This window comes from Thermococcus eurythermalis, from assembly GCF_000769655.1.
Classification (GTDB): Archaea; Methanobacteriota_B; Thermococci; order Thermococcales; family Thermococcaceae; genus Thermococcus; species Thermococcus eurythermalis.
In genome coordinates this window covers 1162342-1182900 of the sequence record NZ_CP008887.1, presented here as the reverse complement: position 1 = coordinate 1182900, position 20559 = coordinate 1162342, and the positions used below count along the sequence as shown (strand labels likewise).

General features: G+C 55.1%; 23 protein-coding genes. 11 read left to right on the top strand and 12 right to left on the bottom strand.

Annotation, left to right across the window (positions count from 1 at the left end):
* Positions 1 to 41: 41 nt before the first annotated feature.
* A complete protein-coding gene (topA, locus tag TEU_RS06400; RefSeq protein WP_050002983.1) occupies positions 42 to 2189 on the bottom strand; it encodes a DNA topoisomerase I in 2148 nt (715 codons plus the stop codon).
* Positions 2190 to 2270: 81 nt separating this feature from the next.
* Here topA and TEU_RS06395 point away from each other — a divergent pair, with 81 nt between their 5' ends.
* Positions 2271 to 3182 (top strand): hypothetical protein, encoded by a 912-nt coding sequence (locus TEU_RS06395; protein ID WP_050002982.1) that lies wholly within the window; start codon positions 2271 to 2273, stop codon positions 3180 to 3182.
* 11 nt (positions 3183 to 3193) lie between these two features.
* Positions 3194 to 3397, top strand: coding sequence for a MoaD/ThiS family protein (locus TEU_RS06390; RefSeq protein ID WP_050002981.1), 204 nt, complete (start codon positions 3194 to 3196; stop codon positions 3395 to 3397).
* Positions 3398 to 3433: 36 nt separating this feature from the next.
* On the opposite strand, the gene TEU_RS06385 is transcribed toward TEU_RS06390, so the two are convergent.
* Entirely contained in the window at positions 3434 to 4633 is a 1200-nt protein-coding gene (locus TEU_RS06385) for a pyridoxal phosphate-dependent aminotransferase (RefSeq protein WP_050002980.1), read from the bottom strand.
* Positions 4634 to 4864: 231 nt separating this feature from the next.
* On the opposite strand from TEU_RS06385, the gene TEU_RS06380 reads away from it, so the two are divergent.
* Together TEU_RS06380 and TEU_RS06375 are read left to right on the top strand one after the other, a co-directional pair.
* The gene (locus TEU_RS06380) at positions 4865 to 5101 is read left to right on the top strand and encodes a hypothetical protein (RefSeq protein ID WP_050002979.1); all 237 of its coding nucleotides are present in this window, start codon (positions 4865 to 4867) and stop codon (positions 5099 to 5101) included.
* Positions 5098 to 5679, top strand: coding sequence for a lysine exporter LysO family protein (locus tag TEU_RS06375; protein ID WP_050002978.1), 582 nt, complete (start codon positions 5098 to 5100; stop codon positions 5677 to 5679). Before TEU_RS06380 ends, TEU_RS06375 begins: the two co-directional genes overlap by 4 nt.
* On the opposite strand, the gene TEU_RS06370 is transcribed toward TEU_RS06375, so the two are convergent.
* Positions 5669 to 6232: a hypothetical protein gene (locus tag TEU_RS06370; RefSeq protein ID WP_050002977.1), complete on the bottom strand. Its 564-nt coding sequence runs from the start codon at positions 6230 to 6232 to the stop codon at positions 5669 to 5671. The genes TEU_RS06375 and TEU_RS06370 overlap by 11 nt on opposite strands.
* A 166-nt stretch (positions 6233 to 6398) precedes the next feature.
* On the opposite strand from TEU_RS06370, the gene TEU_RS06365 reads away from it, so the two are divergent.
* The 5 genes from TEU_RS06365 to TEU_RS06345 all read left to right on the top strand — a co-directional run bounded on the left by TEU_RS06365 (position 6399) and on the right by TEU_RS06345 (position 8768).
* The gene (locus TEU_RS06365; RefSeq protein ID WP_050002976.1) at positions 6399 to 6683 is read left to right on the top strand and encodes a 50S ribosomal protein L44e; all 285 of its coding nucleotides are present in this window, start codon (positions 6399 to 6401) and stop codon (positions 6681 to 6683) included.
* 3 nt (positions 6684 to 6686) lie between these two features.
* Positions 6687 to 6884 carry a 30S ribosomal protein S27e gene (locus tag TEU_RS06360; RefSeq protein ID WP_050002975.1) on the top strand — a complete coding sequence of 66 codons (198 nt, stop codon included), beginning with the start codon at positions 6687 to 6689 and terminating at the stop codon, positions 6882 to 6884.
* Between the two features lie 83 nt (positions 6885 to 6967).
* On the top strand, positions 6968 to 7789 hold the full coding sequence (locus TEU_RS06355; RefSeq protein WP_050002974.1) for a translation initiation factor IF-2 subunit alpha: 822 nt from the start codon (positions 6968 to 6970) through the stop codon (positions 7787 to 7789).
* Positions 7790 to 7791: 2 nt separating this feature from the next.
* A complete protein-coding gene (locus TEU_RS06350; RefSeq protein WP_050002973.1) occupies positions 7792 to 7971 on the top strand; it encodes an RNA-protein complex protein Nop10 in 180 nt (59 codons plus the stop codon).
* Positions 7968 to 8768 carry a proteasome assembly chaperone family protein gene (locus tag TEU_RS06345; protein ID WP_050002972.1) on the top strand — a complete coding sequence of 267 codons (801 nt, stop codon included), beginning with the start codon at positions 7968 to 7970 and terminating at the stop codon, positions 8766 to 8768. Before TEU_RS06350 ends, TEU_RS06345 begins: the two co-directional genes overlap by 4 nt.
* A gap of 125 nt (positions 8769 to 8893) precedes the next feature.
* Here the strand turns inward: TEU_RS06345 and glmM are convergent, their stop codons facing one another.
* The 7 genes from glmM to TEU_RS06310 form a co-directional block, all read right to left on the bottom strand.
* The gene (glmM, locus tag TEU_RS06340; protein ID WP_050002971.1) at positions 8894 to 10264 is read right to left on the bottom strand and encodes a phosphoglucosamine mutase; all 1371 of its coding nucleotides are present in this window, start codon (positions 10262 to 10264) and stop codon (positions 8894 to 8896) included.
* 43 nt (positions 10265 to 10307) lie between these two features.
* Positions 10308 to 11705 carry a mannose-1-phosphate guanylyltransferase/mannose-6-phosphate isomerase gene (locus tag TEU_RS06335; RefSeq protein WP_050002970.1) on the bottom strand — a complete coding sequence of 466 codons (1398 nt, stop codon included), beginning with the start codon at positions 11703 to 11705 and terminating at the stop codon, positions 10308 to 10310.
* A 93-nt stretch (positions 11706 to 11798) separates the two neighbouring features.
* The gene (locus TEU_RS06330) at positions 11799 to 13160 is read right to left on the bottom strand and encodes an ADP-specific glucokinase (RefSeq protein ID WP_050002969.1); all 1362 of its coding nucleotides are present in this window, start codon (positions 13158 to 13160) and stop codon (positions 11799 to 11801) included.
* A 189-nt stretch (positions 13161 to 13349) separates the two neighbouring features.
* A complete protein-coding gene (pgiA, locus tag TEU_RS06325) occupies positions 13350 to 13916 on the bottom strand; it encodes a glucose-6-phosphate isomerase (RefSeq protein ID WP_050002968.1) in 567 nt (188 codons plus the stop codon).
* 71 nt (positions 13917 to 13987) lie between these two features.
* Positions 13988 to 14170: a KH domain-containing protein gene (locus TEU_RS06320; protein WP_050002967.1), complete on the bottom strand. Its 183-nt coding sequence runs from the start codon at positions 14168 to 14170 to the stop codon at positions 13988 to 13990.
* Positions 14154 to 14867, bottom strand: a complete 714-nt coding sequence (locus tag TEU_RS06315) for a TraB domain-containing protein (RefSeq protein WP_050002966.1) — start codon at positions 14865 to 14867, stop codon at positions 14154 to 14156. The genes TEU_RS06320 and TEU_RS06315 overlap by 17 nt, the downstream gene beginning before the upstream one ends.
* Positions 14864 to 15808: a ribonuclease Z gene (locus TEU_RS06310; protein ID WP_050002965.1), complete on the bottom strand. Its 945-nt coding sequence runs from the start codon at positions 15806 to 15808 to the stop codon at positions 14864 to 14866. Before TEU_RS06310 ends, TEU_RS06315 begins: the two co-directional genes overlap by 4 nt.
* 108 nt (positions 15809 to 15916) lie before the next feature.
* Between TEU_RS06310 and TEU_RS06305 the strand changes: the two genes are divergently transcribed.
* Positions 15917 to 16876: a tetratricopeptide repeat protein gene (locus tag TEU_RS06305; RefSeq protein WP_050002964.1), complete on the top strand. Its 960-nt coding sequence runs from the start codon at positions 15917 to 15919 to the stop codon at positions 16874 to 16876.
* Positions 16877 to 16938: 62 nt separating this feature from the next.
* Here the strand turns inward: TEU_RS06305 and TEU_RS06300 are convergent, their stop codons facing one another.
* The gene (locus tag TEU_RS06300; protein WP_050002963.1) at positions 16939 to 17841 is read right to left on the bottom strand and encodes a cation diffusion facilitator family transporter; all 903 of its coding nucleotides are present in this window, start codon (positions 17839 to 17841) and stop codon (positions 16939 to 16941) included.
* Positions 17842 to 18163: 322 nt separating this feature from the next.
* Here TEU_RS06300 and TEU_RS06295 point away from each other — a divergent pair, with 322 nt between their 5' ends.
* Entirely contained in the window at positions 18164 to 19867 is a 1704-nt protein-coding gene (locus TEU_RS06295; protein ID WP_050002962.1) for a prenyltransferase/squalene oxidase repeat-containing protein, read from the top strand.
* 115 nt (positions 19868 to 19982) lie between these two features.
* On the opposite strand, the gene TEU_RS06290 is transcribed toward TEU_RS06295, so the two are convergent.
* The gene (locus TEU_RS06290; protein ID WP_050002961.1) at positions 19983 to 20429 is read right to left on the bottom strand and encodes a hypothetical protein; all 447 of its coding nucleotides are present in this window, start codon (positions 20427 to 20429) and stop codon (positions 19983 to 19985) included.
* Between the last annotated feature and the right edge of the window lie 130 nt (positions 20430 to 20559).

Sequence of the window (20559 nt, the reverse complement as noted above, 5' to 3'; positions counted from 1 at the left end):
GCGGCACACATAATACAGACTCTCCGTAAGATGAGATAAGGCTATCGCTTCCAGTCCTTGCAGTTCATATCGAGGCAGATCTCATACTCCCGGTTCTTCTCGCGGATTTTCACGACCGGGGCACCGTTGCAGCAGGTCTTGTTGGTCGGGATAACCTCTCCGCGCTGGAGGATTGGATAGGTGACGTTGCACTTCGGCCAGTTGGAACACCCGACGAAGCGCTTGCCCGTCTTCCTGTTGTAGCGGATTACTAGGTCGCCGCCGCACTTGGGGCACTTTCCAACCACAAGGGGCTTTTTCCGCTTCCCTGTATCCACGGCTTTTTCAACTGCTTTCTCTCCCTCTTCGGTGAGCTCTTTTACCGCACCGGCCTTTTTGGCATTAGTTTTTGACGTGGTGACTCCCGTTCCTGTGGTCTCAAGGAGCATCTCCCCGATGTCGAGCTCCTTCTCCTTGAAGACCTTGAGTATCTTGATGAGCTGCTCCTTGCTTTCTTCAATGACTTCGTCCCTCTTCGCCTTCCCGGCCATTATCTCCTCCATCTTCTCCTCGAAGGCCCTCGTCAGCTCGACGCTCACTATGTCCGGCACGTTCTTCTCAAGCGCTTCCACGACGCGCATGCCGAGGGGGGTGACCTTTATCTTCTTCTTGCCCTCGATGTAGCCCCTCTGGTAGAGGGTCTCAAGGATTTGCGCGCGCGTTGCCTTAGTCCCGATGCCGAGGTCTTCCATCTTCTTTATAACTGCCGCTGGAGAATACCTCGCCGGCGGCTTCGTCTTCTTCTTCTCGCGCTTTATCTGGATTACCTTAACCGGCTCGCCCTCATTGAATGGAGGGAGGATTACCTCATCGAACTTGACGTACTTGCCGTAGACTTTCAGCCAGCCCTCTTTAAGGGTTCTTGCCCCGCTCAGGATAAAGCGGTGGTTGTTTGAATTTATTATGACCTTCATTATCTCCCTAACGGCCGGCTCCATGAAGAGGGCTAAAAAGCGCCTGACGATGAGGTCGTAAAGGTTGGCCTCGTCCTTCGTAAGCTCACCCTGCTTGGGGAGCTCCCCCGTCGGATATATTGCAGGGTGCGCAGGGTCTTCCTTTTTGCCCTCGACGGGCTTGAGCTTCTCCTTGCCCAAAAGCTCGTGGGCGAAGGGCTTGTACTCAGGAAGCTTGGCAAGGTTCTGGATAATGGAGCGGAAGTTGAGGTTCTTGGGGAGCTTCTGGGAGCTTGTCCTCGGATAGCTCGTGTAACCCTTCTCATACAGCTTCTGCGCGAGCTCTAAAGTCTTCTTCGGGGAATAGCCGAAGGCGGAGTATGCCTCCCTCTGGAGAGTTCCGAGGTCGAAGGGGACGGGCGGGTTCCTGTTCTGCTGTTTTACATCAACCTTCTCAACAAAGGCCGGGCCCTTCTTCGCCTCCTCGACGATGCGCTTTGCCTCGTTTTCATCAAGAATGCGCTCCTTCTCATAGACGGCCGTATACTGCTCCCCATTTTTCTCAAGGAGCATCTTGATGACCCAGTATGGAGTAGGCTTGAAGTTCTGGATTTCCTTTTCCCGCTCGACGAGGAACTTGAGCGTCGGCCCCTGAACCCTACCAGTCGAGAGAACCATCCACTTTCCGCTGGCGCGCTTTATTGCCGAGGTTAAGGCCCTTGAGAGGTTCACGCCCCAGTACCAATCCAAAACGTGGCGCGCTATTCCAGCGTCGGCCATCCCGAAGTTTATCGTCGGTTCGAGGTTGTACCAGGCCTTGAGGAGATCTTTTTTGGTGAGAGCGGAGAACTTCATGCGCTTTGCTTTTGAAGGATCAACACCGCAGGCGTATTTCAGAGCGGTGTAGCCGATAACCTCTCCCTCGGTGTCGTAGTCGCAGGCGACTATGAACTCATCAGCTTTCTTCGCGAGGGTAGCTAAGGCCTTGATGTAGTCTTTCGCGTAGCTCTTGCCCTTCTCAGCGACGTAAACTGGCACCCATTCGATATCAAAAACCGGATAGCCGTAGGTTTTCGTTTTCGGAGCGAGTGAGAAGAGATGGCCAACGGCAGGGGCGACTATTATCTTCTTTCCGTCGCGGGTGAACTCGTAATAGCTAACCTTTCCTATCGTCTTCCTCACGGGCTTGCCCTCTGCCAGCGCGTAGGCAATCTTCCTCGCGACGTTGGGCTTCTCAGCTATGATGAGAGTTGCCATACTCTCTCTGATTGACGACTGGCTATAAAAATTCTCCGACGAAGGATTTATAACCTTCCCGCCCAAGGGTCGCTGATGACAATGCTGAGCATCGGAGGAGTCGGTGTTCTCTTCAGTGGAGAGCTCGACGACGGCTTCGTTGACGGCTTTAGGACACTTTTTGCCCGGCGCTACCTCCCGGACGTCCTCAGGGCGGAGATAAGGCCCGACATTCTCATAGAGCGCTTTAAAGGGGAATCCTTCAGGGTCTTCAGCTCCATGTACGACGTGAACGGAAAGGACCGCTACAAGCTTGAGTCGGGGGTTCCCGCGGCATACAAGAACGAGGCACCGGTGTTCTTCCTCCTCCAGGCGGCCGCAAGGGCCGGCGCGCGCAAGGGCAGAATTTTTATGACGGACTCTGTAAGCGTTATGAACCCCGACGGAAGGGCAGTCCTTTTCGTCGGCTACCCCCACACCGGAAAGAGCACTATGTCAGCAATAGCAGTCTCGGAAGGTCTGGACGTCCTCAGCACAGAGAACACTGTAGTTGAGGCCCGTGAGGGAAAAATTTACGTCATCGGAGGGACGGAGGTTCTAGTCTACGACCCTAGGATTGAGGACATCTACGGCGTCTCAGTAGACTACGACGAAACAACTAGAAGCGGGTACAGGATAGTTGACCTGGAGAGCACGGAGAGGAGGAGGCTCCTCAACAGGGGAGTAGAAGTCGAAAAGATTATCGTCCTCCACGCGTCATTCGGAGGAGGTGAGGCCAGCTTTTCCCCTGTTAGAGGCAGAAAAATTAAGAAAACGCTCTGGTACTTCTCAACGTCGCTCCTTAAAGGAATGGACTACTACGAGCCAGCACCGCTCTACATGCCGATGGGCGAAGAGATAAACTACAACCTCAACAAGCTCCTCGAATCAGCGGTCGAGACGTACTCAGGGAGAATGTTTGAGGCCTTTGGAAACCACAGGGACATCTTTAAGCGGACTGTGCTCTACACATGAGGTGATGCGCGATGATTAAGGTGAAAGTCTTGGGAAGGGGGATTGAGAAGGAAGTCGAGTGGAGAGAGGGCATGACTGTCAAGGACCTGCTCAAAGAGGTCGGATTCAACACCGAGAGCGCCATAGCAAGGGTCAACGGAAGAATAGCCCTCGAAGACGAGAGAGTTGAAGACGGGGCGCAGGTCGAGGTAATTCCAGTCGTTTCCGGCGGTTAATCTCATTTTTATGAATAGAAAAGGAAAATTGGAGGTTCACTCCGCGAGTCTCTTTCTCATAAACTCTTCGAAGCGGTTCATGGCCTCCTCGAGTATCTCGACCGGCGGGAGGAAGACTATCCTGAAGTGCCACTCGCCGGCCTCTCCGAAGCCAGAGCCGTGGACGAAGAGCACGTGGGCCTCGTTGAGGACGTCGAGAACGAACTCCTTGTCGTTCTTCCACTTCGAGCGCTCCTCGATCCTCGGGAAGATGTAGAACGCTCCCTGCGGCTTGACGGTGCTGACTCCCGGAATCTCGGTGAGGCGCTTGTAGACGTAGTCCCTCCTCTCCTTGAGCTTTGCCATGTACTCCTCAAGGTAGTCCATCGGGCCGGTAAGACCGGCTATTGCCGCGAACTGGGCTGGAGTGCTTGGACAGAGCCTTATGCGCATGAGCTTGTCTATCGCCTCCCTGAGCTCGTCGAGTTTGCCCTCTGGATCAACGTAGTAGAAGTAGCCAAGACGCCAGCCTGTGGCAAAGTAGACCTTGGAGAGGCCGTTCATGACGATGACAGGGACGTCCTTGGTGAGCGAGCCGGGGGAAACGTGCTTGCCCTCGTAGGTCATGAGGTCGTATATCTCGTCGCTTATGACGGGCAGGCCGTACTCGCCCGCGAGGTCGAGGATCTCCTTGATGGTCTTCTTCTCGTAGAGCGCTCCGGTCGGGTTGTTGGGGTTTATGACGGCTATGGCCTTTGTCTTCTCGTCAATCTTCTTCCTCATGTCGTCTATGTCAGGCTGCCAGCCGTTCTCCTCAACGGTGAGGTACTCCCTCGGCTCGGCAGCGTAGAACTTGACGAGGCCGGTGTACGGCGGGTAGCTCGGGCTTGGGACGAGTATGTTTTCTCCGGGGTTCAGAAGCGCGCCAAATATGAGCTGGAGGGCCTCGGTAACAGCCGCGGTAACGCGGACGTCGTCGGGGGTTATATCAACGCCGTTCTTCCTCTTTTCGCGCTCCACTATCGCTTCCCTAAGCTCGGGCAGGCCCTCGCTCGGGCCGTAGTAGTTGTGGCCCTCCTGGAGGGCCTTGCAGTAAGCATCTACCATGTGCTTCGGCGGCTGGAAGTCGAACTTCACGGGGTCGCCTATGTTGAGCCTGATGACCTTTATTCCCCTCTTTTCGAGCTCCCTTGCGGGTAGGACGACGTCCCTGATAGCGTACTCAACACCCATAGCCCTCTCGGCTGGACGGACCATTAGGATCACCGGTTGAATGTTGAAGTCCACATCATAAAAACCTTGGGCCTCAAAGTTTCATCAAAAACTGCCAAACGGCGATGAATTTTCGGGAAACGTTTAAAACCCCCCTTCCAAAGCCACCAAGGGCGATGAAGAATAGCAAGCAAACTGAGGGCTCACAGATGATGACGTGAACACCCTCCGAGCCCATTCGATACTTTTATCAACCCCGGAGAAGGACTCACGACCATGAACATATTCATTCCGCTCCTCGCCGGTCTCCTGCTGGGATACCTGCTCAAAAGGGCCGGAAAGAAGCCCAACCTGGAGATACCTACAAGCGTCGCCCTACTCGCGATGATTTTCTTCCTGGGTGTTAAGACCGGCGAAGTTCACGTTGACGGCCTCTGGCTTTTCGGAGTCTCCACAATCTTTGCCGTCTTCACTGTGGCGGGCAGCCTTCTTTTAGCGGAGGTGGCCAAATGAGGTTTCTCTACCCGGTTCTCACGTCCCTCGTGGCAGGAATACTAGTTGGACACTTTTTCGCCCCGGACTTCGGGAACGCCTACGAACTGATGCTCTACGTCCTGATATTCCTAATCGGCATAGACATCGGGCTGAACTTCAAAGCTGAAGAGCTCAGGAAGGTCGGGCGTAAGGCCCTCATCTTACCCATTGTCGCCCTAACTGGCTCAGTACTTGGGGGCCTTCTGGCATCTCTACTCCTTGGGATAAACCCCCGCTGGGGGCTGGCAATAGGGGCCGGGTGCGGCTGGTACTCGCTGACGGGCCCGCTGATAGCCCAGTACTCGGCGGTCTACGGTGCAGTCGGCTTTCTTGCCAACCTGATGAGGGAAATCCTGACGATTCTGTTCTATCCGGTCGTCATAAAGAAGGTCGACCCAGAAAAGGCCGTTGTAATGGGTGGTGCAACGACAATGGACACGACCCTGCCGCTAATAACGAAATTCGGGGGAAGGGAGGTGGCATTGGTTGCCTTCGTCCACGGTTTCATTCTAACCGCAGTTGTCCCCTTTGCCGTCTCCCTGGTGCTCAGCCTTTAGAGCACTTCTCAAGCAGGCCCCTGACGAGGGTCTCATGCTGCTCCTCGTTCCTCTTGATTTCCCTCGCCAGCTCCCTCACGACCGGGTGGAAGGCCGTCCTCGCTATCCTGTCATAGAGATCCTTCATCTTCTTTTCTTCATCTGCGTACTTTTTGAGGAGCTCGACCAGCTTCTTGGCGTTGTGCGGGAGGACAACTTCGGTCGGAAAGTCCTTGAGGTACTCCTCGATTACGTCCTCAGGCGGAACCCTGGCCCCGATCGGGCCGAACCCCAGGGGCATGCTGATAGTCGGGACACCGGGGATTAACACGAAGTCCTCATTAGACCTTTCAGCGGCATACTCCTCCAGAAGTTCAATGGCCTCCTCGTGGGCTTTTTCAAGGGCCTCCATCAGCCGCTTGTGGAAGATTGTGTCTATGGTAAGCCTCAGAATGAGACCCCTCAAATCGGCGTACTCTGGCTTGTTGAGCTCGTTGAGAAGCTTTTTGTAGTCCTTCTCGGCCCTCTCCTCAACCTTCTTCACTTCCCTGACCGTGTCTATAATCCTCCCCATCTTCCATCACCGCTACTTTTTAGTAACATTTAGTATTTAAAAGTTTCGGAGATGAGAAAAAGCTTTTTAAACACCACCTCAAACGGGAAATCCGAGCTAATCATCGGCTCATGGCTCGGGGGTATCCAAGAAGGAACCCACCGGGCCGTTCGTGGAGGTGGGTGAGATGAAGTACCCGAAGCAGATAAGAACCTACTGTCCGTTTTGTAAGAAGCACACCATCCACAAGGTAGAGAAGGTCAAGAAGAGGCCAAGGAGCGAGCTCAGCCAGGGTCAGAGGCGCTTCCGCAGAATCCTCAAGGGTTACCGCGGTTTCCCGAGGCCGAACCCGGCCGGAAGGGAGAAGCCGGTCAAGAAGCTCGACCTCCGCTTCCGCTGCACCGTCTGCGGCAAGGCCCACACCAGAGGAAAGGGCTTCCGTGTTAAGAAGTTCGAGCTCGTGGAGGTGTGACGCATGGCGCTCCCGAAGAACCTCATCCCGATGCCGAGGAGCAGGTTCCTCCGCGTCAAGTGCATAGACTGCGGCAACGAGCAGATAGTCTTCAGCCACCCGGCGACCAAGGTCAGGTGCCTGGTCTGCGGTGCAACGCTCGTCGAGCCGACCGGCGGTAAGGGCGTCATCAAGGCGAAGATTCTCGACGTCCTTGAGTGATTCCCTTCCTTTTTCCTTCCGCCAAACTTTTAAAAACCTCTTCTTGTAAACCTCTCGGAGAGAAAAATTTAGAGGTGATTCTCATGCCAAGGAAAGCCAAGGAGTTTCCCGAAGAGGGAGAGTTTGTCGTTGCTACCGTCAAGAACATCCACCCGTATGGAGCGTTCCTTTCCCTTGACGAGTATCCCGGTAAAGAGGGCTTCATGCACATAAGCGAGGTCGCTCCAACCTGGGTCAAGAACATCAGGGACTACGTGAAGGAGGGGCAGAAGGTAGTTGTCAAGGTCATCCGCGTTGACCCCGAGAAGGGCCACATAGACCTGAGCCTCAAGAGGGTAAACCAGCAGCAGAGGAAGGCCAAGCTCCAGGAGTACAAGAGGGCCCAGAAGGCCGAGAACCTTCTCAAGATGGCGGCCGAAAAGCTCGGCAAGGACTTCGAGACGGCCTGGAGAGAGGTCTGGGTTCCCCTCGAAGAAGAGTACGGTGAGGTCTACGCCGCATTTGAGGACGCCGCCCAGAACGGCATCGAGGTTCTGCAGGGACTTATCCCAGATGAGTGGATTGAGGCCCTGAAGCCCATCATCGAGGCCTACGTCGAGATTCCGACGGTCACCATCGATGCCGAGTTCGAGATAACCGTCCCGAAGCCCAACGGAATCGAGATAATCAAGGAGGCCCTCATAAGGGCCCGCGACAGGGCAAACGAAGAGAAGGACATTGACGTCAAGTTCACCTACCAGGGCGCCCCGCGCTACAGGATTGACATAACTGCACCAGACTACTACAAGGCCGAGGAAGTCCTTGAGAGCATAGCGGACGAGATACTCCGCGTTATAAAGGAAGCGGGCGGCGAAGCGACCCTCATAAGGAAGGAGAAGCGCATAAGGAAGATAAAGAGGAGGTAAAGATGAGGTTCCGCATAAGGAAGTGTCCCGAATGCGGGCGCTACACCCTTAAGGAGACCTGCCCCCTCTGCGGGGCCAAGACCAAGGTAGCCCACCCGCCGCGCTTCTCGCCAGAAGACCCGTACGGCGAGTACAGGCGCAGGTGGAAGCGGGAAGTCCTCGGTATAGGGGTGAGAGAATGAAAGAAACAATGATTTACCTGCTCGAGAGGCCCCAGCTCAGGGATCCGGTCTTCATAGAGGGCCTCCCTGGCATAGGCCTCGTTGGAAAGCTCGCCGCGGAGCACCTCATCCAGGAGCTCAACGCGGTAAAGTTCGCCGAACTTTACTCACCGCACTTCATGCACCAGGTCATTATAAAGAAGGGCTCAATCGTCGAGCTCATGAAAAACGAGTTCTACTACTGGGTGAACCCCGACGAAAACGGAAGGGACCTAATCATCATCACCGGCGACCAGCAGGTTCCGCCGACGGACAGTCCCGGCCACTATGAGGTGGTTGGGAAAATGCTCGACCTCGTTCAGGAACTCGGCGTCAGGGAGATAATAACGATGGGTGGCTACCAGGTGCCGGAGCTCCAGGGTGAGCCGAGGGTCTTAGCGGCAGTAACCCATGAGGAGCTTGTGGATTATTACAAGGAGAAGCTCAAGGACTGCTCCGTCGAGGTGGTCTGGAGGGAAGACGAGGGAGGAGCGATAGTTGGTGCGGCTGGTCTTCTCCTCGGAATGGGCAAGCTCCGCTCGATGTACGGTATAAGCATACTCGGCGAGAGCCTCGGCTACATCGTTGACGCTAAGGCCGCCAAGGCCGTCCTGACGGCGGTCACGAAGATACTCGGAATAGAGCTCGACATGACCGCCCTCGAGGAGCGCGCAAAGGAGACAGAGGAGATACTCCAGAAGGTTCAGGAGATGCAGAGGGCGATGCTCGAGCAGACAATGCCCCCAGCTCCGGAGGAAGAGGACAGGGGTTATCTCTGAGGCCATTCCTTTCTTTTCTCCATGTTTTGTGTCGGCTTTTAACCAGTTAACTCGTTCTAAAGCACATTGCTTCTGAGAAGGGAGATTAGGAGTAGAGGAAAACTGCTGGAAAAGTGGAAGAGGAACTAAGCCCCAAGAACTTCCTCCAGAAGCCTGAGGCCCAGCTCAAGGTACTCCTTGGCCGTCTCCTCACTCTTTGCCTCGCTGAAGACCCTGATTATCGGCTCGGTTCCGCTCGCTCTAACCAGAACCCAGCCGTCCTCGAAGATTATCTTTGTTCCGTCGGTGGTGTCAACGGTGTAGCCCCTCGCTTTGGCGAGTTCGGCCACTTTTGCCACAATCGCCTTCCTGTCGCCTTCCACCTTCCTCTTCGTCTTGAACTGGTAGTACTTCGGGAGCTCGTCTATCAGCTCGCTGAACTTCTTCCCGCTCTTGGCGAAAATCTCGACTATCTTCGCGGTGGTCATCGCGCCGTCCCTTCCGAGGACGAAGTCCGGGAAGATGACTCCACCGTTCTCCTCGCCGCCGATGGTTCCGTTGTTCTCAAGCAAAGCCCTCGCGACTATGAGGTCACCGACTTTAGTTCTCATGACTTTCGCGTTGTTCCTCTTGGCTATGTCGTCGAGAAGGTTGGAAGTTGCTATAGTCGTGACGAGGAGCCCACCGCCATTCTCCCTCAGGACTGCATCGGCAACCAGAGCGAACGTCTTGTCACCCTGAATGAAGCGTCCGTTCTCGTCTATGAACACTGCCCTGTCCGCGTCACCGTCCTGAGCAACTCCGAAGTCCGCGCCGAGGGCCTTGACTATCTCCTTGAACTCCCCGAGGTTCTCCTCGTTCGGCTCGGGGTTTCTGGCCGGGAAGTGGCCGTCCGGGTGGGCATTCACGCTGACGACTTTGCACCCAAGCTCCCTGAGCAGGTAGGGCAGGGTGAGAGAGCCAGCACCGTTTGAAGTGTCAACGACAACGAAGGGCCTCCTCTTCTTTATTGCCTCCACATCGACCCTGCTCTTTATCGCCTCTATGTACGGCTTGATTACCTCCTCCTTCCTGACCTCGCCGATTTCGTACCACTTCGCCCTCTCAAAGTCCTCGTTGAAGAAGACTTCCTCAACAACCGCCTCGCGCTCTTTCTTCAGCCCCATGCCGTTCGGCTCAAGGAGCTTTATGCCGTTGTATTCGGGCGGGTTGTGGGAAGCGGTTATAACGGCGCCACCGTCGGCCCTGAAGTGGTTGGTCGCCCACTGTATGGCCGGAGTGGGGGCGATCCCAACGTCGATGACGTCACAGCCGACGCTGAGGAGCCCGCTGATTAGAGCGTCCTTCAGCATTTCACCGCTTACCCTCGTGTCCCTGCCGACAACGACGACGGGCCTTTCCCTTCCTTCCCTCTTGAGCATCGTTCCGAAGGCCATGCCCATCTTAAGGGCGAACTCCGGGGTTATCTTTTCGTTCGCTATCCCCCTGACGCCGAATGTTCCGAAGAGCCTTCCCATATTACCACCCCTATCACTCCCAGTGATATACAGCGTTAAAACTTTATCCCCTGCCGAAGTCGTCCTCAAAGCGGACTATGTCGTCTTCGCCGAGGTACTCACCAATCTGTGTCTCTATAACCTCAAGGACTACCCTGCCGGGGTTCTCAAGGCGGTGCTTAACGCCGGCCGGAATGAACGTGCTCTCTCCCGGCCTGAGGAGTATCTCCTTGTCGCCCACGAGCACCTTCGCTGTGCCCCTGACAACGACCCAGTGCTCGGAGCGGTGGTAGTGCATCTGAAGGGAGAGCTTCTTACCGGGGAGGACGGTGAGACGCTTTATCTTGTAGCGCTCGCCCTCCTCAAGGACGGTGTAGCTTCCCCAGGGCCTGTAGGCTGTCCTATGAACAATGACGCGCTCGTCTCCGAGCCCCTTCAGGGCCTTGTACACCTCCTTGACCTTCTGGCTCTCGCCCTTCTTTGCCACGAGCAGGGCATCTCCGGTGTCAATGATGATTAAGTCCTCAACGCCCACCGTTGCAGTGAGCCTCTCCGTCATGATGAGGTTGTTTCTGGAGTCGACGCCAACATGGTAGCCCTTCTTCCCGCGAACCCTTACCGCGTTTCCGTCGGAGTCCTTCTCAAGGACTTCGTAGATGGCGTCGAAGCTGCCGAGGTCGCTCCACTTCATGTTGAGCGGCACCACAGCGGCTTTGTCCGTCTTCTCCATGACGCCGTAGTCTATGCTTATCTCCGGGACGCGGTTGTAGGCTTCCTCGATGTCGCCGCTCTCCTCAAAGGCCTCCCAGACCTCGGGGGCGTGCTTCCTGACCTCCTCGATAAATAGCGAGCTCGAAAAGGCGAACATGCCGCTGTTCCAGTAGTAGCCGTTCTCGACGTACCTCTTGGCGGTCTCGAGGTCGGGCTTCTCCTTGAACTCGTCTACCCGGTAGCCGATTATTTTTCCGTCTTCCTTGATTTTTTCGCTCGGCTTTATGTAACCGTAGCCAGTGTGGGGCCTGGTAGGCTTGATTCCAAAGGTGACGAGATAATCTTTGGCAAGCTTTTCGGCGTTCTCAAAGGCCCTCTCGTAGGCCTCGTTGACCTCTATGAGGTGGTCGCTGGGCAGGACAGCGACGACAGAGTCCCCGAACTCCTCCTCTATCCTGAGCGTCGCCCAGAGGATGGCGGGCAGGGTGTTCTTTGCGCTCGGCTCGAGGAGGATGTTGTCCTCGGGGATTTCAACACCGAGCTCCCTAAGGTCGTCCAGAACGCGGAAGCGGTAGTTCCTGTTGGTTACGATGAATATCTCGCTCGGCTTCGAGAACATCAGGGCCCTCTCAACGGTCTTCTGGAACAGGCTCCTATCGTCGAGGAAGCGGACGAACTGCTTCGGCATCAGCTCCCTGCTCAGGGGCCACAGACGGGTTCCCTTTCCGCCCGCTAAGATTACGGTCTTCACAGTCACCACCCCTTGTTCCTAAGGGTAATGGGGTGCCATCACTTTTAACTTTGGCGTAGAAATTGGAAGGAACAGAAAAAACGAAACCGAGAATCAGCGGAGGGCAAACTCGCCGACGAAGGCGGAGCTTGAGATGGTATCGCCGATTCCTACGGTGCTCTTGGGCTTCGCGACTATCTTCGTCGGGATAAATGCGAGCTGGTAACCGTTGACCTCCGCGATGCCGTCCTTCATGCCGTACTCCGCGACGAGCTTCTCCTCCACGGCCCTGGCCTTCTCGTTCACGGGGACGTCCATCGCCTTGACAACGTCGTCTATCGAGCTGACATCACCGAGTTTCGCCTTGGCGGCAGCAGCTAAAGCCGCGAAGAGGAGTGCGTCCCTAACGAACTTCCCCCTGTACTCGGTCAGGGCGAGGTAGTAGCCGTAGGTGTGGAAGTGTATCCTTCTCACTCCAGTCTTCTCGGCGAGCTTGAGCATTGCCTCGGTGACCGCTACCGGGTCAACGGGGTCATGGGCAAGGAGCTTCTCAGCGATGACCTTCTCTCCGAGGACTTCCATTATCGAGGCGAGCTCGACCTCGTTCAGGCCGACGCTCCAGAAGTGAGGTAAAAGTTTGAGTATCTCCTCCCTGACCTTCTCGTCCGGCGTGAAGGCGAACTCAAGGTGGGCAGGAATTCCCTTCTCGTTGAGAACCTCAAGGTGCCCCCTTATCGTCTCCATTGGCTCGCGGTAGTTCTCCTCGGTGAGGGCCTGGAGGCCGCTTATTATCGCCAGCTCGACCTTTCCGGCAATCTCCTCAAAGGCCTCCTTGAACTCGGGCCTTATGTAGACGTTCGGGTTGTAGTCGTCGGCAGAAGCTATGAAGCGGTTCTCCCTCGGCGCCTCAAAGTCGAAGACTCTAAACCCGCGCGGGAACTCGTAGATGTAGTGGATGCAGTTCTCCTCGTCGGCCTGGAACTCCTTGGGGTGAACGAGCTTGAGCTCTCCGTTCTCAAGCTTGGGCACGTAAATCGGGCCGTCCTTGAAGAGCTCAGCCTGGAGCCTTGAGAGCTGGGGAACGTGAGCTATAACAGGGACGTTGTAAACACCGCCGAGGAGGTTGGCCATTATTCCGACCTGGCCGCCCATCCTGAGCTCGTCCCATCCCCACCCCTTCATGTAGAAGCGGACGGGACAGCTCTCAACGTAGAGCTCAGCGGCCTTTCCTCTCCTGACGCTCCAGAGGATTCCCCCAAGGAGGTGCTGGACGGAGGTTATCTTCTTCGGGAGCTCTTCAGAATAGCGGAAGACCTCTTCCTTCCCGGCCTTCTCGACCCTCTCCTCAAGGTCTTTCGGGTCGAGGTACCTTATTGCGTCTATGTTGGTGTTGTATGCGAGGAGAACTCCACCGACCTTTTCAATGCTCTTCCGAATCCCCTCAAAGGCCGACGAATAAAGAGAGTCCCACGTCATTTGTATCACCGGGGGTGATGTAACTATCCAAAGTTAATAAGGATTGCGCTGAGTTCCTCCCGTCCTGAAGGGCGAGGCTTTCAAACGAAAAATAAGAAACGGCGAGAACTCATTGGCTTGACTATTCAAAGGTAGCGCCGGACTTTAAGCCCAGAACACGGCACTAAAAATAGTGGGGAAGCAGAAAAGTCACTCCTTCCATCTGGGGTTATCAACGAGCTTGACTTCGCCGTCCTCTTCAATCACGAGCTTGGCGAAGCCCTTCTCCTTTATCGAGCCGTAGTCGTGGCCGGCGTCGGCGGGGTATATCGCCAGGAAGATGAAGGGCTCGTCACCGGTGTTAACTGTCCTGTGGGCCCAGTACGGCGGGACGTAGACGACGGTTCCAGGCTCCATCGGAATCCACTCGACCTCTCCCTCCGGGGTCTGGAGGAGCATTCCGCCCTTACCCTTGATGCCGTAGTATATCTCGGCCCTGTCGGCCCTGGCGTGGAAGTGACCCTTGGTGAAGAAGAACTCCTTCCCGACCTTGCCGGGATAGAGAACGGTCGTGGCGAAGTTGAGGTCGCCGTCCTTCTCCTCCTGCTCAACGGCGTAGACCTCATAGACGACCGGGTCTTCCTTGAGGAGCTCCTCGTAGGCCTCCTCGTCGAGGAAGTAGCCCTTCATGTCGCTGAGCCTTCTAACGAGCTTCTTGGCGCCGGGGATTACCCCGTTCTCCTCAATCTTAACACCGAGGGGCTTCTTGTACTCCATTGGCACCACCGGAGAAAACACTACATTAGGTTTATTTAACCTTTCCCCTTTTGTATCACCGGGAGTGTTAGTCACTCCTTGGCGCGGACTTCAATCTTCTTCCCGATTACAAGCTCGGCGGCCTTAACGGCGGCACCGCCGCTCCCAACGGCTATCCTCACCTTGTCAGCGGGAACGTAGACGACAATCTTATCGTCGGTCTCCTCAATGTCGAGTATTTCCACGTTCAGCATCTTTTCAAGCCTGTCCCTCATGGCCAATCCCCTGAGATGTTTTGTCCCGCACCATATAAACGTAACGTCCGTTCAGGAGTCTCTCTATTCCAGGTTTGTGGCCGAGACCCACGACCGCTATAACCTTTGGTTTCTTAACTCCCCTCGCCAGGAGCGAGTCAACTATCGCGATTAGATTTCTGGCCATCACCACGTTCCTCTCCTCGACGAGAACGCGGTAGAGGTACGGGTAGCGGCGCCTGAACTCGACCATCATCGTCCTGTACTCCTCCATTGGGTCTCCAATCTCGGCTTTTCCAAGGGGGAGAAAAACGCTCAGGCCTTCCAGCGCCATCAGGAGCTTCTCCCTGAAGGGGGCAGATGCTATCTTTGCAAGGATTACCCCGATGTTCTCGTCGATCAGATACACGGGCACCCCAAGGAGCCTCGCGGACTCGATTGCCGCCTTCATCTCCTCCCCCGGCGACATTCCAAAGGTCTCCCCGAGCCTCTCCTCAACCTTGGCGAGGGCGTAGTTTATGAGCCCCCTCCTCCCAAGCTTCAGGGACTCCTCCAGCGTCAGCTCTACCTTTTGCTCCATTCCAAGGAACCGGGCCCTGTCAAGCTCAATCGCAACGGCGTGGGGCCTTTCGCTCAAAATCGTCCTTATTACCTCTTCCCTGCTCCTTGGCGAGACGTGCATCGTCCCTATGATTTTGACGTAGCGCAGGTAGTTCATCTCTCTCCCTCCAGCAGGTTTGACTTGTGCCAGGCTCCAGACCTGTACGTCAGGACGTCAAAGTCCCTCGGAACCACGAAGTCCACTCCGAATTCACGGCACGCCCTCGAAGCCCCGCTCAGGTATTCCTCGTAGCTGTACCGGAAGGCCCTGTGGAGGAGCGCTAAGAGCTTCACCCTGGCTTTCTTTGCGACCTCACAGGCCTCCTCAACCGTCGAATGGTAGCTCTCGCCCCGGTCTTCACCGCTCAGGTAAGTCGCGTCGTGAATCAGCAGGTCTGCCCTCTCCGAGAACAGCCTCACCCTCTCGCACGGCTCTGTGTCGCCCGTGTACGCTATCTTAACCCCCCGTCTCCTCGGCCCGGTGACGTCTTCGAGGCGGATTGTCCGGCCGTTCCATTCTATCTTGCCCTCCCTCTCAAGCTTTCCGAGGATGGGGCCCGGCTTAAGGCCGTACTCCCTCAGCTTCTCGGGGAGGAACTTTCCGCGCCTGTCCTTTTCCTTGAAGACGTAACCTAAAGCCGGAATCCCGTGCTCCACCTTGAAGCTCCACACCTCGTAATCCTTGAACTTCAGCCTCGTCTCGCCGAGCTCGTGGACGTGGATGTCGAAGCCGGGCCTGAAAAAGCCGCTGTTGAGGAAGTGCTGGACGAACTCGAATGTGTACTTCGGGCCGTAGATGTGGAGGGGCTTTTCGCGGTTCCAGAGGTTCATCGTCTGAATTAACGCGGCCAGGCCGAGGTAGTGGTCGCCGTGAAAGTGCGTGATGAAAATTCTGTCAACCTTCATGGGGCTGAGCTTCGCGGTGTTCATCTGCCGTATCGTGCCCTCCCCCACGTCGAAGAGCAGAATCTCGCCCTTATACCTGATGGCCACGGCAGGCACGTTCCTCTCGCGCGTGGGCATTATCCCGCCGGTACCGAGAAAAACCACTTCAAGCATATATCCCCTTCCGCAGGAGGGTTTAAAAATGTGGGCTCGCCGGGAGCACCGCGAGGGAAACAAGGAAAGGATTAAAACCACAACGGCGTAGTAGGTATGGTGACTCTAATGGAAGAGCTTCTGAAGGCTTTGGAAGAAAAGGACACCAAAAAGGTGGCCAACCTGCTCTACTACAAGGTTGACGAGCTGAGCGACGAGGAGCTCAAGGAGGTTCTTGAGGGGGCCGAAAAGCTTGCCCTCGAAAAGAAGGACTACGAGCTCTACAAGCTGGTCGTCTACTACTACCACGAGTTCCTCGGTGTTGATAAGATAGCCGAGTTCGAGAAGCTGGCGGAGAAGGAAGGGGGCTTTGAGGCGAAGTTCCACCTGGCCGACCTTTACTTCCTGATAGGCGAGCTTGAGAAGAGCCTTGAGCTGTTCAGGGCCCTGCTTGAAGAGGAAGTCGCCAAGGGCAACGTCGAGAACGCCGCGAAGGTGTACTACAGCATGGCGACCATCCACGAGGAACTGCAGGAGTACGAGAAGGCACTTGAGCTCATTGAGAAGGTAAAGGAGCTCTACGAGGAGCTAGGCGACGAGAGGGAACTCCTGAGGGTCGAAATCCACAGGGGCTACATAACCTTCGAGGCCGGCGACACCTATCAGGCCAAGGCAATAATCGCCGGTGTCCTGCCCAAGATCCTCAACGACAACGAGCTCCTCGTGGAGGCCCACCTCAGCTTCGAGGAGATGTTCGAGGAGGAAGAGAACTACGACGCGGCCCTGCAGGAGTGCCTCTACGCCCTCATAAGGGCCAGGGGGACGGACTACGAGGACATAGCCTTCGGCGCCCTCATGGACGTGCTGTGGCAGCTCTTCCTCGACGACGACTTCGAGACCGTATACCTCAACATAGACATGTTCGCCAACGCGTTCCCGGACATGAAGGACTTCTTTGAGGCCGTGAAGGCACTGGCGCTCTTCAAAGACGGAAAGATCGAAGAGGAGGAGGCCAAGAAGGCAATCGAGAAGGTCAAAGACCCGAGGCTTATTGAGATGCTCAAAGTCCTCGGGGAGGCGGAGCTTTAGAGGGGACTTCAGAGCCCTCTATCCCTTTTTAGCCCCATTCATCTGGCGAACACAATCTCGCATCATTTCTTGTCCTTTTTAGGGCACAGAAGGTTCTTGCCCTCACACCTGTCCACCTCAAGCTGGACTGTAACGTGGGTTACGCCAAACTTCTCCAGTCTGTCTTCGACCTCATCAATAATCTTCTGCGCCTCACTGAGGGGCATGTCGTCAACCTCAACGTGGCACTCGAAGTGGACTTCGTTCTCTCCGACGCGCCAGGCGTGGAAGTGGTGCGCGTTCTTAACGCCCGGAATGCCCTCAATCTCCTCCCTTATCGCCTTAAGGTCGAGGTCGGGGGAGGCTTCCATGAGAACCTCAATGCTCTCCCTGAGGATTCCATACGCCTCGCGGAGGATGTAGAGCGATATGAAGACAGTCACGAGCGGGTCAACCCAAAAGGCGTTCCACTTGATTATCGCGATTCCGCCGGCGACGACGGCCACCGATGAGAGGGTATCCGTCAGCAGGTGAAGGTAGGCGGAGCGGACGTTGAGGCTGTGCGCGTGCCCGTGGAGGAGTAGGACAGAGAACAGGTTTGCAAGGAGGCCGATTAAGGCCACGCCGAGCATCAGAGGGCCGTCTATCGGCTCTGGACTCCTAAAGCGCCTGTAGGCTTCAACGAGGAGGAAGAGCGAGACGCCCACGAGGACGGCCGAGTTGATGAACGCCACGAGGACTTCGGCACGCCTGTAGCCGAAGGTGTACTTCTCGTTGGCCTTCCGCTCGCCGATTTTTATTGCGAAGTAGCTCGCGAGCAGGCTCATGCTGTCGCTGAAGTTGTGGAGGGAGTCGCTTAGGAGCGCCAGACTGCCTGAAAGGATACCCCCGACTACCTCGGCGAGGGTTATGACGATGTTGAGCGCGAACGAGAAGAGCACCCTTCCTTTTACCCCGTGAGCGTGGTGGTGATGGTGGTGGCCCATTTCAACCCCCGTGACAATGTTTGGCTGTGGACATAAAATGTTTTCGAACGCTAAGATTTTGGTAGAAAGGACGTAACCTGAATGAACGTTGCAAGCTCCCGATATGCTCCAAAACAGCGGGGGCCAGCGATAAGCAAGACAGCAACATGGGGCCCAATTTTGGGATTGACTGGAGCACCTGCTACCAGGATACTCACTCATTCACATTTTTGGCCAGAGTTACTCTCAAAAAGCGATATCATGAAAAACGAATGCTTATAAATAAAGATTGTGAGAGAAGCCCAGAAGTAATTACTAAGGACAAAAGTTTAGAGGTGGTTGCATGAGGGAGAAGCTCCTTGCCGTCCTTTTAATTTTGGCCAGCATTCTGGCCGTTGCGGCACTAACCTGGAATAGCCCCTCCGAGCCCGTTATTCAAAAGTTTGTTGACCCCGCCTGGAAAAACTGGACTGTAAAACGGCTTGAACTTGCCCAGGACCCAGTCACTGGCGGCTGGAGCGGTGTGCACTTTACGATAACCCCCTCGATTTACGCGACCTACCACGGCACTCTGGCGCTGGAGCTGCTGAACCTCACCCCTAAAGACCCCCAGAAGACGGTGGAGTTCCTGCGGGACTACGAGACCAAGGTTTACGCCGGCCAAAACTCCCGCTCCAACGTGGACGTCCTCGACATTTACTACCTCCTAGTGCTCTTCGACAAGTTCAACCTGACTCCTCAGTACGGGAGGACACTTGAGCACTTAATTATTAAGGACATGGAGGAGTCAGAGCCCAGCATTATCCACGCCAGGAGCCTTATTCTGCTTAATTCCACCCTAGCGCGGAACGTCTCCATGTCGCTCTGGCTTTCTCTGGAGCCCGAACATTCGCTGGAGTTCGTGTGGAGCTTCCTTCAGTACCGGGAACTTCTTTTGGAGTCGGGATATTCAATTAACGAAATACCGAATTACACAAAAATGCACAACCTGGCCCTCGCCGTGTTTAACGATGCGTCGCGTGAGCTCGATGACCCAGGCTTTTATGACGCCTACATACTCGCCCATTTTATAAAAGAAGAGAACATCCAGAATGAAACTCTCAAGAAGCATCTCCTTGAGGCAATCTTCAAATACAAGTGCCCGGACGGGTCGTACTCGGATATGGTGGGGGAAGAAAGGGGGCACATTGACACCACTCACTGGGCCGTAGAGGCCATAACCTATCTTGGAGGCAAGGTTGGGGAAGACACCGTCTGCTACCTTCGCTCCAGGGAAAGCCCCTTGGGCGGTTTTATTAAAATCCCCAACTTCATAGTTCCAAACCCCGTGAACACGGGTTTCTCGGTGATAGTGCTGAGGTACCTGAACTCCACCGTGCCAAAGGAGGAGAAAGTCAAGGAGTACCTGCTCACAAGGCTTTCAACGGAGGACGAGCCGCCCGTGATGTGGGTAGAGTACAGAGCCCTTAAAGAGCTCGGTGTTCCAAGGGAAGAGCTTAGGGGTGCCGCGGAGCCCCGGATACGCGAGTTCATCGCCAGCACGAACCTTTCAGAAATCTACCACAACCACTACCTCCTGAGGGACATCTACTACCTTCTTTTGACCAGCAACGAACTGGGCATCAAAATTGACCCGCAGTGGAATGGGACAGTAAAATCTCTCGTTTTAAGCCTGAGGGACGATGATGGAGGTTTCGGAAGCAGAATAACGTCAGTGGAGACAATCCGGCTCGAAACAACTCTTTATTCCGTCCTGGTTCTCAACGAACTTGGGTACGGGTACAGGGACGAGAAGACCGTTGAGTTCATTAAATCGCAGAGAGACGGCGCGCTGTGGCGGTTTTTACCGACAACCAGGTACGCTCTGCTGGCCCTGAATTCGCTGGGAGCGAAGATTGACAGAAAAGAAGAAATGATAAACGCGCTTGAGCTGGCAAAGTGTCCCTACGGCTTTTTCTCCTACGGTTCATGCGAGAACCCGGAGTCCGGGGACATCATGGCGACGTTTCAGGTGCTTGAAATCCTAAGGCTCATCGATGAAAACTGACAGTCTCCGCGTCTTTTCTTTTTCTGTTTATCCCTCGGCCAGCATCCGTTTAAACTAGGGGTACACGAATGGGCGAAATAAAAGCGTGAAGCCTTCGCACCTCGAAGACGTCCTCTCAAGAGCTTTTACTTCTATTCTTGTCTTCGTGGAACCAGACCACCAGGAAGGAACCAAGGGCCGCAAGTGGGTAGGCTACTGGCTTCAAATCCAGACAGACCCCTTCCGGCACCTTTGACAGTTCCGATGCGAATATAACGCTTATGAATGTCAGATACACCCCAATCAGAAACAGCGCTTTGTTCGCATTAAGTCCACTTTTTGCCCTAAGTCCCACAAGATAAGCGACCAGTATCGCCAACGTAAATGAAACCCACTCACTGATTCTTCCCATTGCTTCATAGCAGTCGGGAACGTTGCATATTGTTGTAAAACCATGCGGATCTATCCACGTACCGTTAGAGGGGCATTGCTTTGGTTCTTGCGAGTAAGCAAACGTGATTAAGCCCCAAAAAAAGACAATGAGAACCAAGAGTTGAACGACCCTCCTCTTAAATACGCTCACGGTACTTCCCCCATATCCAGTTGATAAGCCTCAAGCGGGCATTCATGTGTTTCGCCATCGGTGGGATTCCTGCTGTGTATTCTTTGGTACAATACCCTTTTAAGTATTTCCAGATAAAAATAGAAAAGTA

Excerpts from the sequence above, each read along its gene's own strand:
- topA (WP_050002983.1), bottom strand. The coding sequence starts at position 2,189 with ATGGCAACTCTCATCATAGCTGAGAAGCCCAACGTCGCGAGGAAGATT.
- TEU_RS06395 (WP_050002982.1), top strand. The coding sequence starts at position 2,271 with ATGCTGAGCATCGGAGGAGTCGGTGTTCTCTTCAGTGGAGAGCTCGAC.
- TEU_RS06390 (WP_050002981.1), top strand. The coding sequence starts at position 3,194 with ATGATTAAGGTGAAAGTCTTGGGAAGGGGGATTGAGAAGGAAGTCGAG.
- TEU_RS06385 (WP_050002980.1), bottom strand. The coding sequence starts at position 4,633 with ATGGTCCGTCCAGCCGAGAGGGCTATGGGTGTTGAGTACGCTATCAGG.
- TEU_RS06380 (WP_050002979.1), top strand. The coding sequence starts at position 4,865 with ATGAACATATTCATTCCGCTCCTCGCCGGTCTCCTGCTGGGATACCTG.
- TEU_RS06375 (WP_050002978.1), top strand. The coding sequence starts at position 5,098 with ATGAGGTTTCTCTACCCGGTTCTCACGTCCCTCGTGGCAGGAATACTA.
- TEU_RS06370 (WP_050002977.1), bottom strand. The coding sequence starts at position 6,232 with ATGGGGAGGATTATAGACACGGTCAGGGAAGTGAAGAAGGTTGAGGAG.
- TEU_RS06365 (WP_050002976.1), top strand. The coding sequence starts at position 6,399 with ATGAAGTACCCGAAGCAGATAAGAACCTACTGTCCGTTTTGTAAGAAG.
- TEU_RS06360 (WP_050002975.1), top strand. The coding sequence starts at position 6,687 with ATGGCGCTCCCGAAGAACCTCATCCCGATGCCGAGGAGCAGGTTCCTC.
- TEU_RS06355 (WP_050002974.1), top strand. The coding sequence starts at position 6,968 with ATGCCAAGGAAAGCCAAGGAGTTTCCCGAAGAGGGAGAGTTTGTCGTT.
- TEU_RS06350 (WP_050002973.1), top strand. The coding sequence starts at position 7,792 with ATGAGGTTCCGCATAAGGAAGTGTCCCGAATGCGGGCGCTACACCCTT.
- TEU_RS06345 (WP_050002972.1), top strand. The coding sequence starts at position 7,968 with ATGAAAGAAACAATGATTTACCTGCTCGAGAGGCCCCAGCTCAGGGAT.
- glmM (WP_050002971.1), bottom strand. The coding sequence starts at position 10,264 with ATGGGAAGGCTCTTCGGAACATTCGGCGTCAGGGGGATAGCGAACGAA.
- TEU_RS06330 (WP_050002969.1), bottom strand. The coding sequence starts at position 13,160 with ATGACGTGGGACTCTCTTTATTCGTCGGCCTTTGAGGGGATTCGGAAG.
- pgiA (WP_050002968.1), bottom strand. The coding sequence starts at position 13,916 with ATGGAGTACAAGAAGCCCCTCGGTGTTAAGATTGAGGAGAACGGGGTA.
- TEU_RS06320 (WP_050002967.1), bottom strand. The coding sequence starts at position 14,170 with ATGAGGGACAGGCTTGAAAAGATGCTGAACGTGGAAATACTCGACATT.
- TEU_RS06315 (WP_050002966.1), bottom strand. The coding sequence starts at position 14,867 with ATGAACTACCTGCGCTACGTCAAAATCATAGGGACGATGCACGTCTCG.
- TEU_RS06310 (WP_050002965.1), bottom strand. The coding sequence starts at position 15,808 with ATGCTTGAAGTGGTTTTTCTCGGTACCGGCGGGATAATGCCCACGCGC.
- TEU_RS06305 (WP_050002964.1), top strand. The coding sequence starts at position 15,917 with ATGGAAGAGCTTCTGAAGGCTTTGGAAGAAAAGGACACCAAAAAGGTG.
- TEU_RS06300 (WP_050002963.1), bottom strand. The coding sequence starts at position 17,841 with ATGGGCCACCACCATCACCACCACGCTCACGGGGTAAAAGGAAGGGTG.
- TEU_RS06295 (WP_050002962.1), top strand. The coding sequence starts at position 18,164 with ATGAGGGAGAAGCTCCTTGCCGTCCTTTTAATTTTGGCCAGCATTCTG.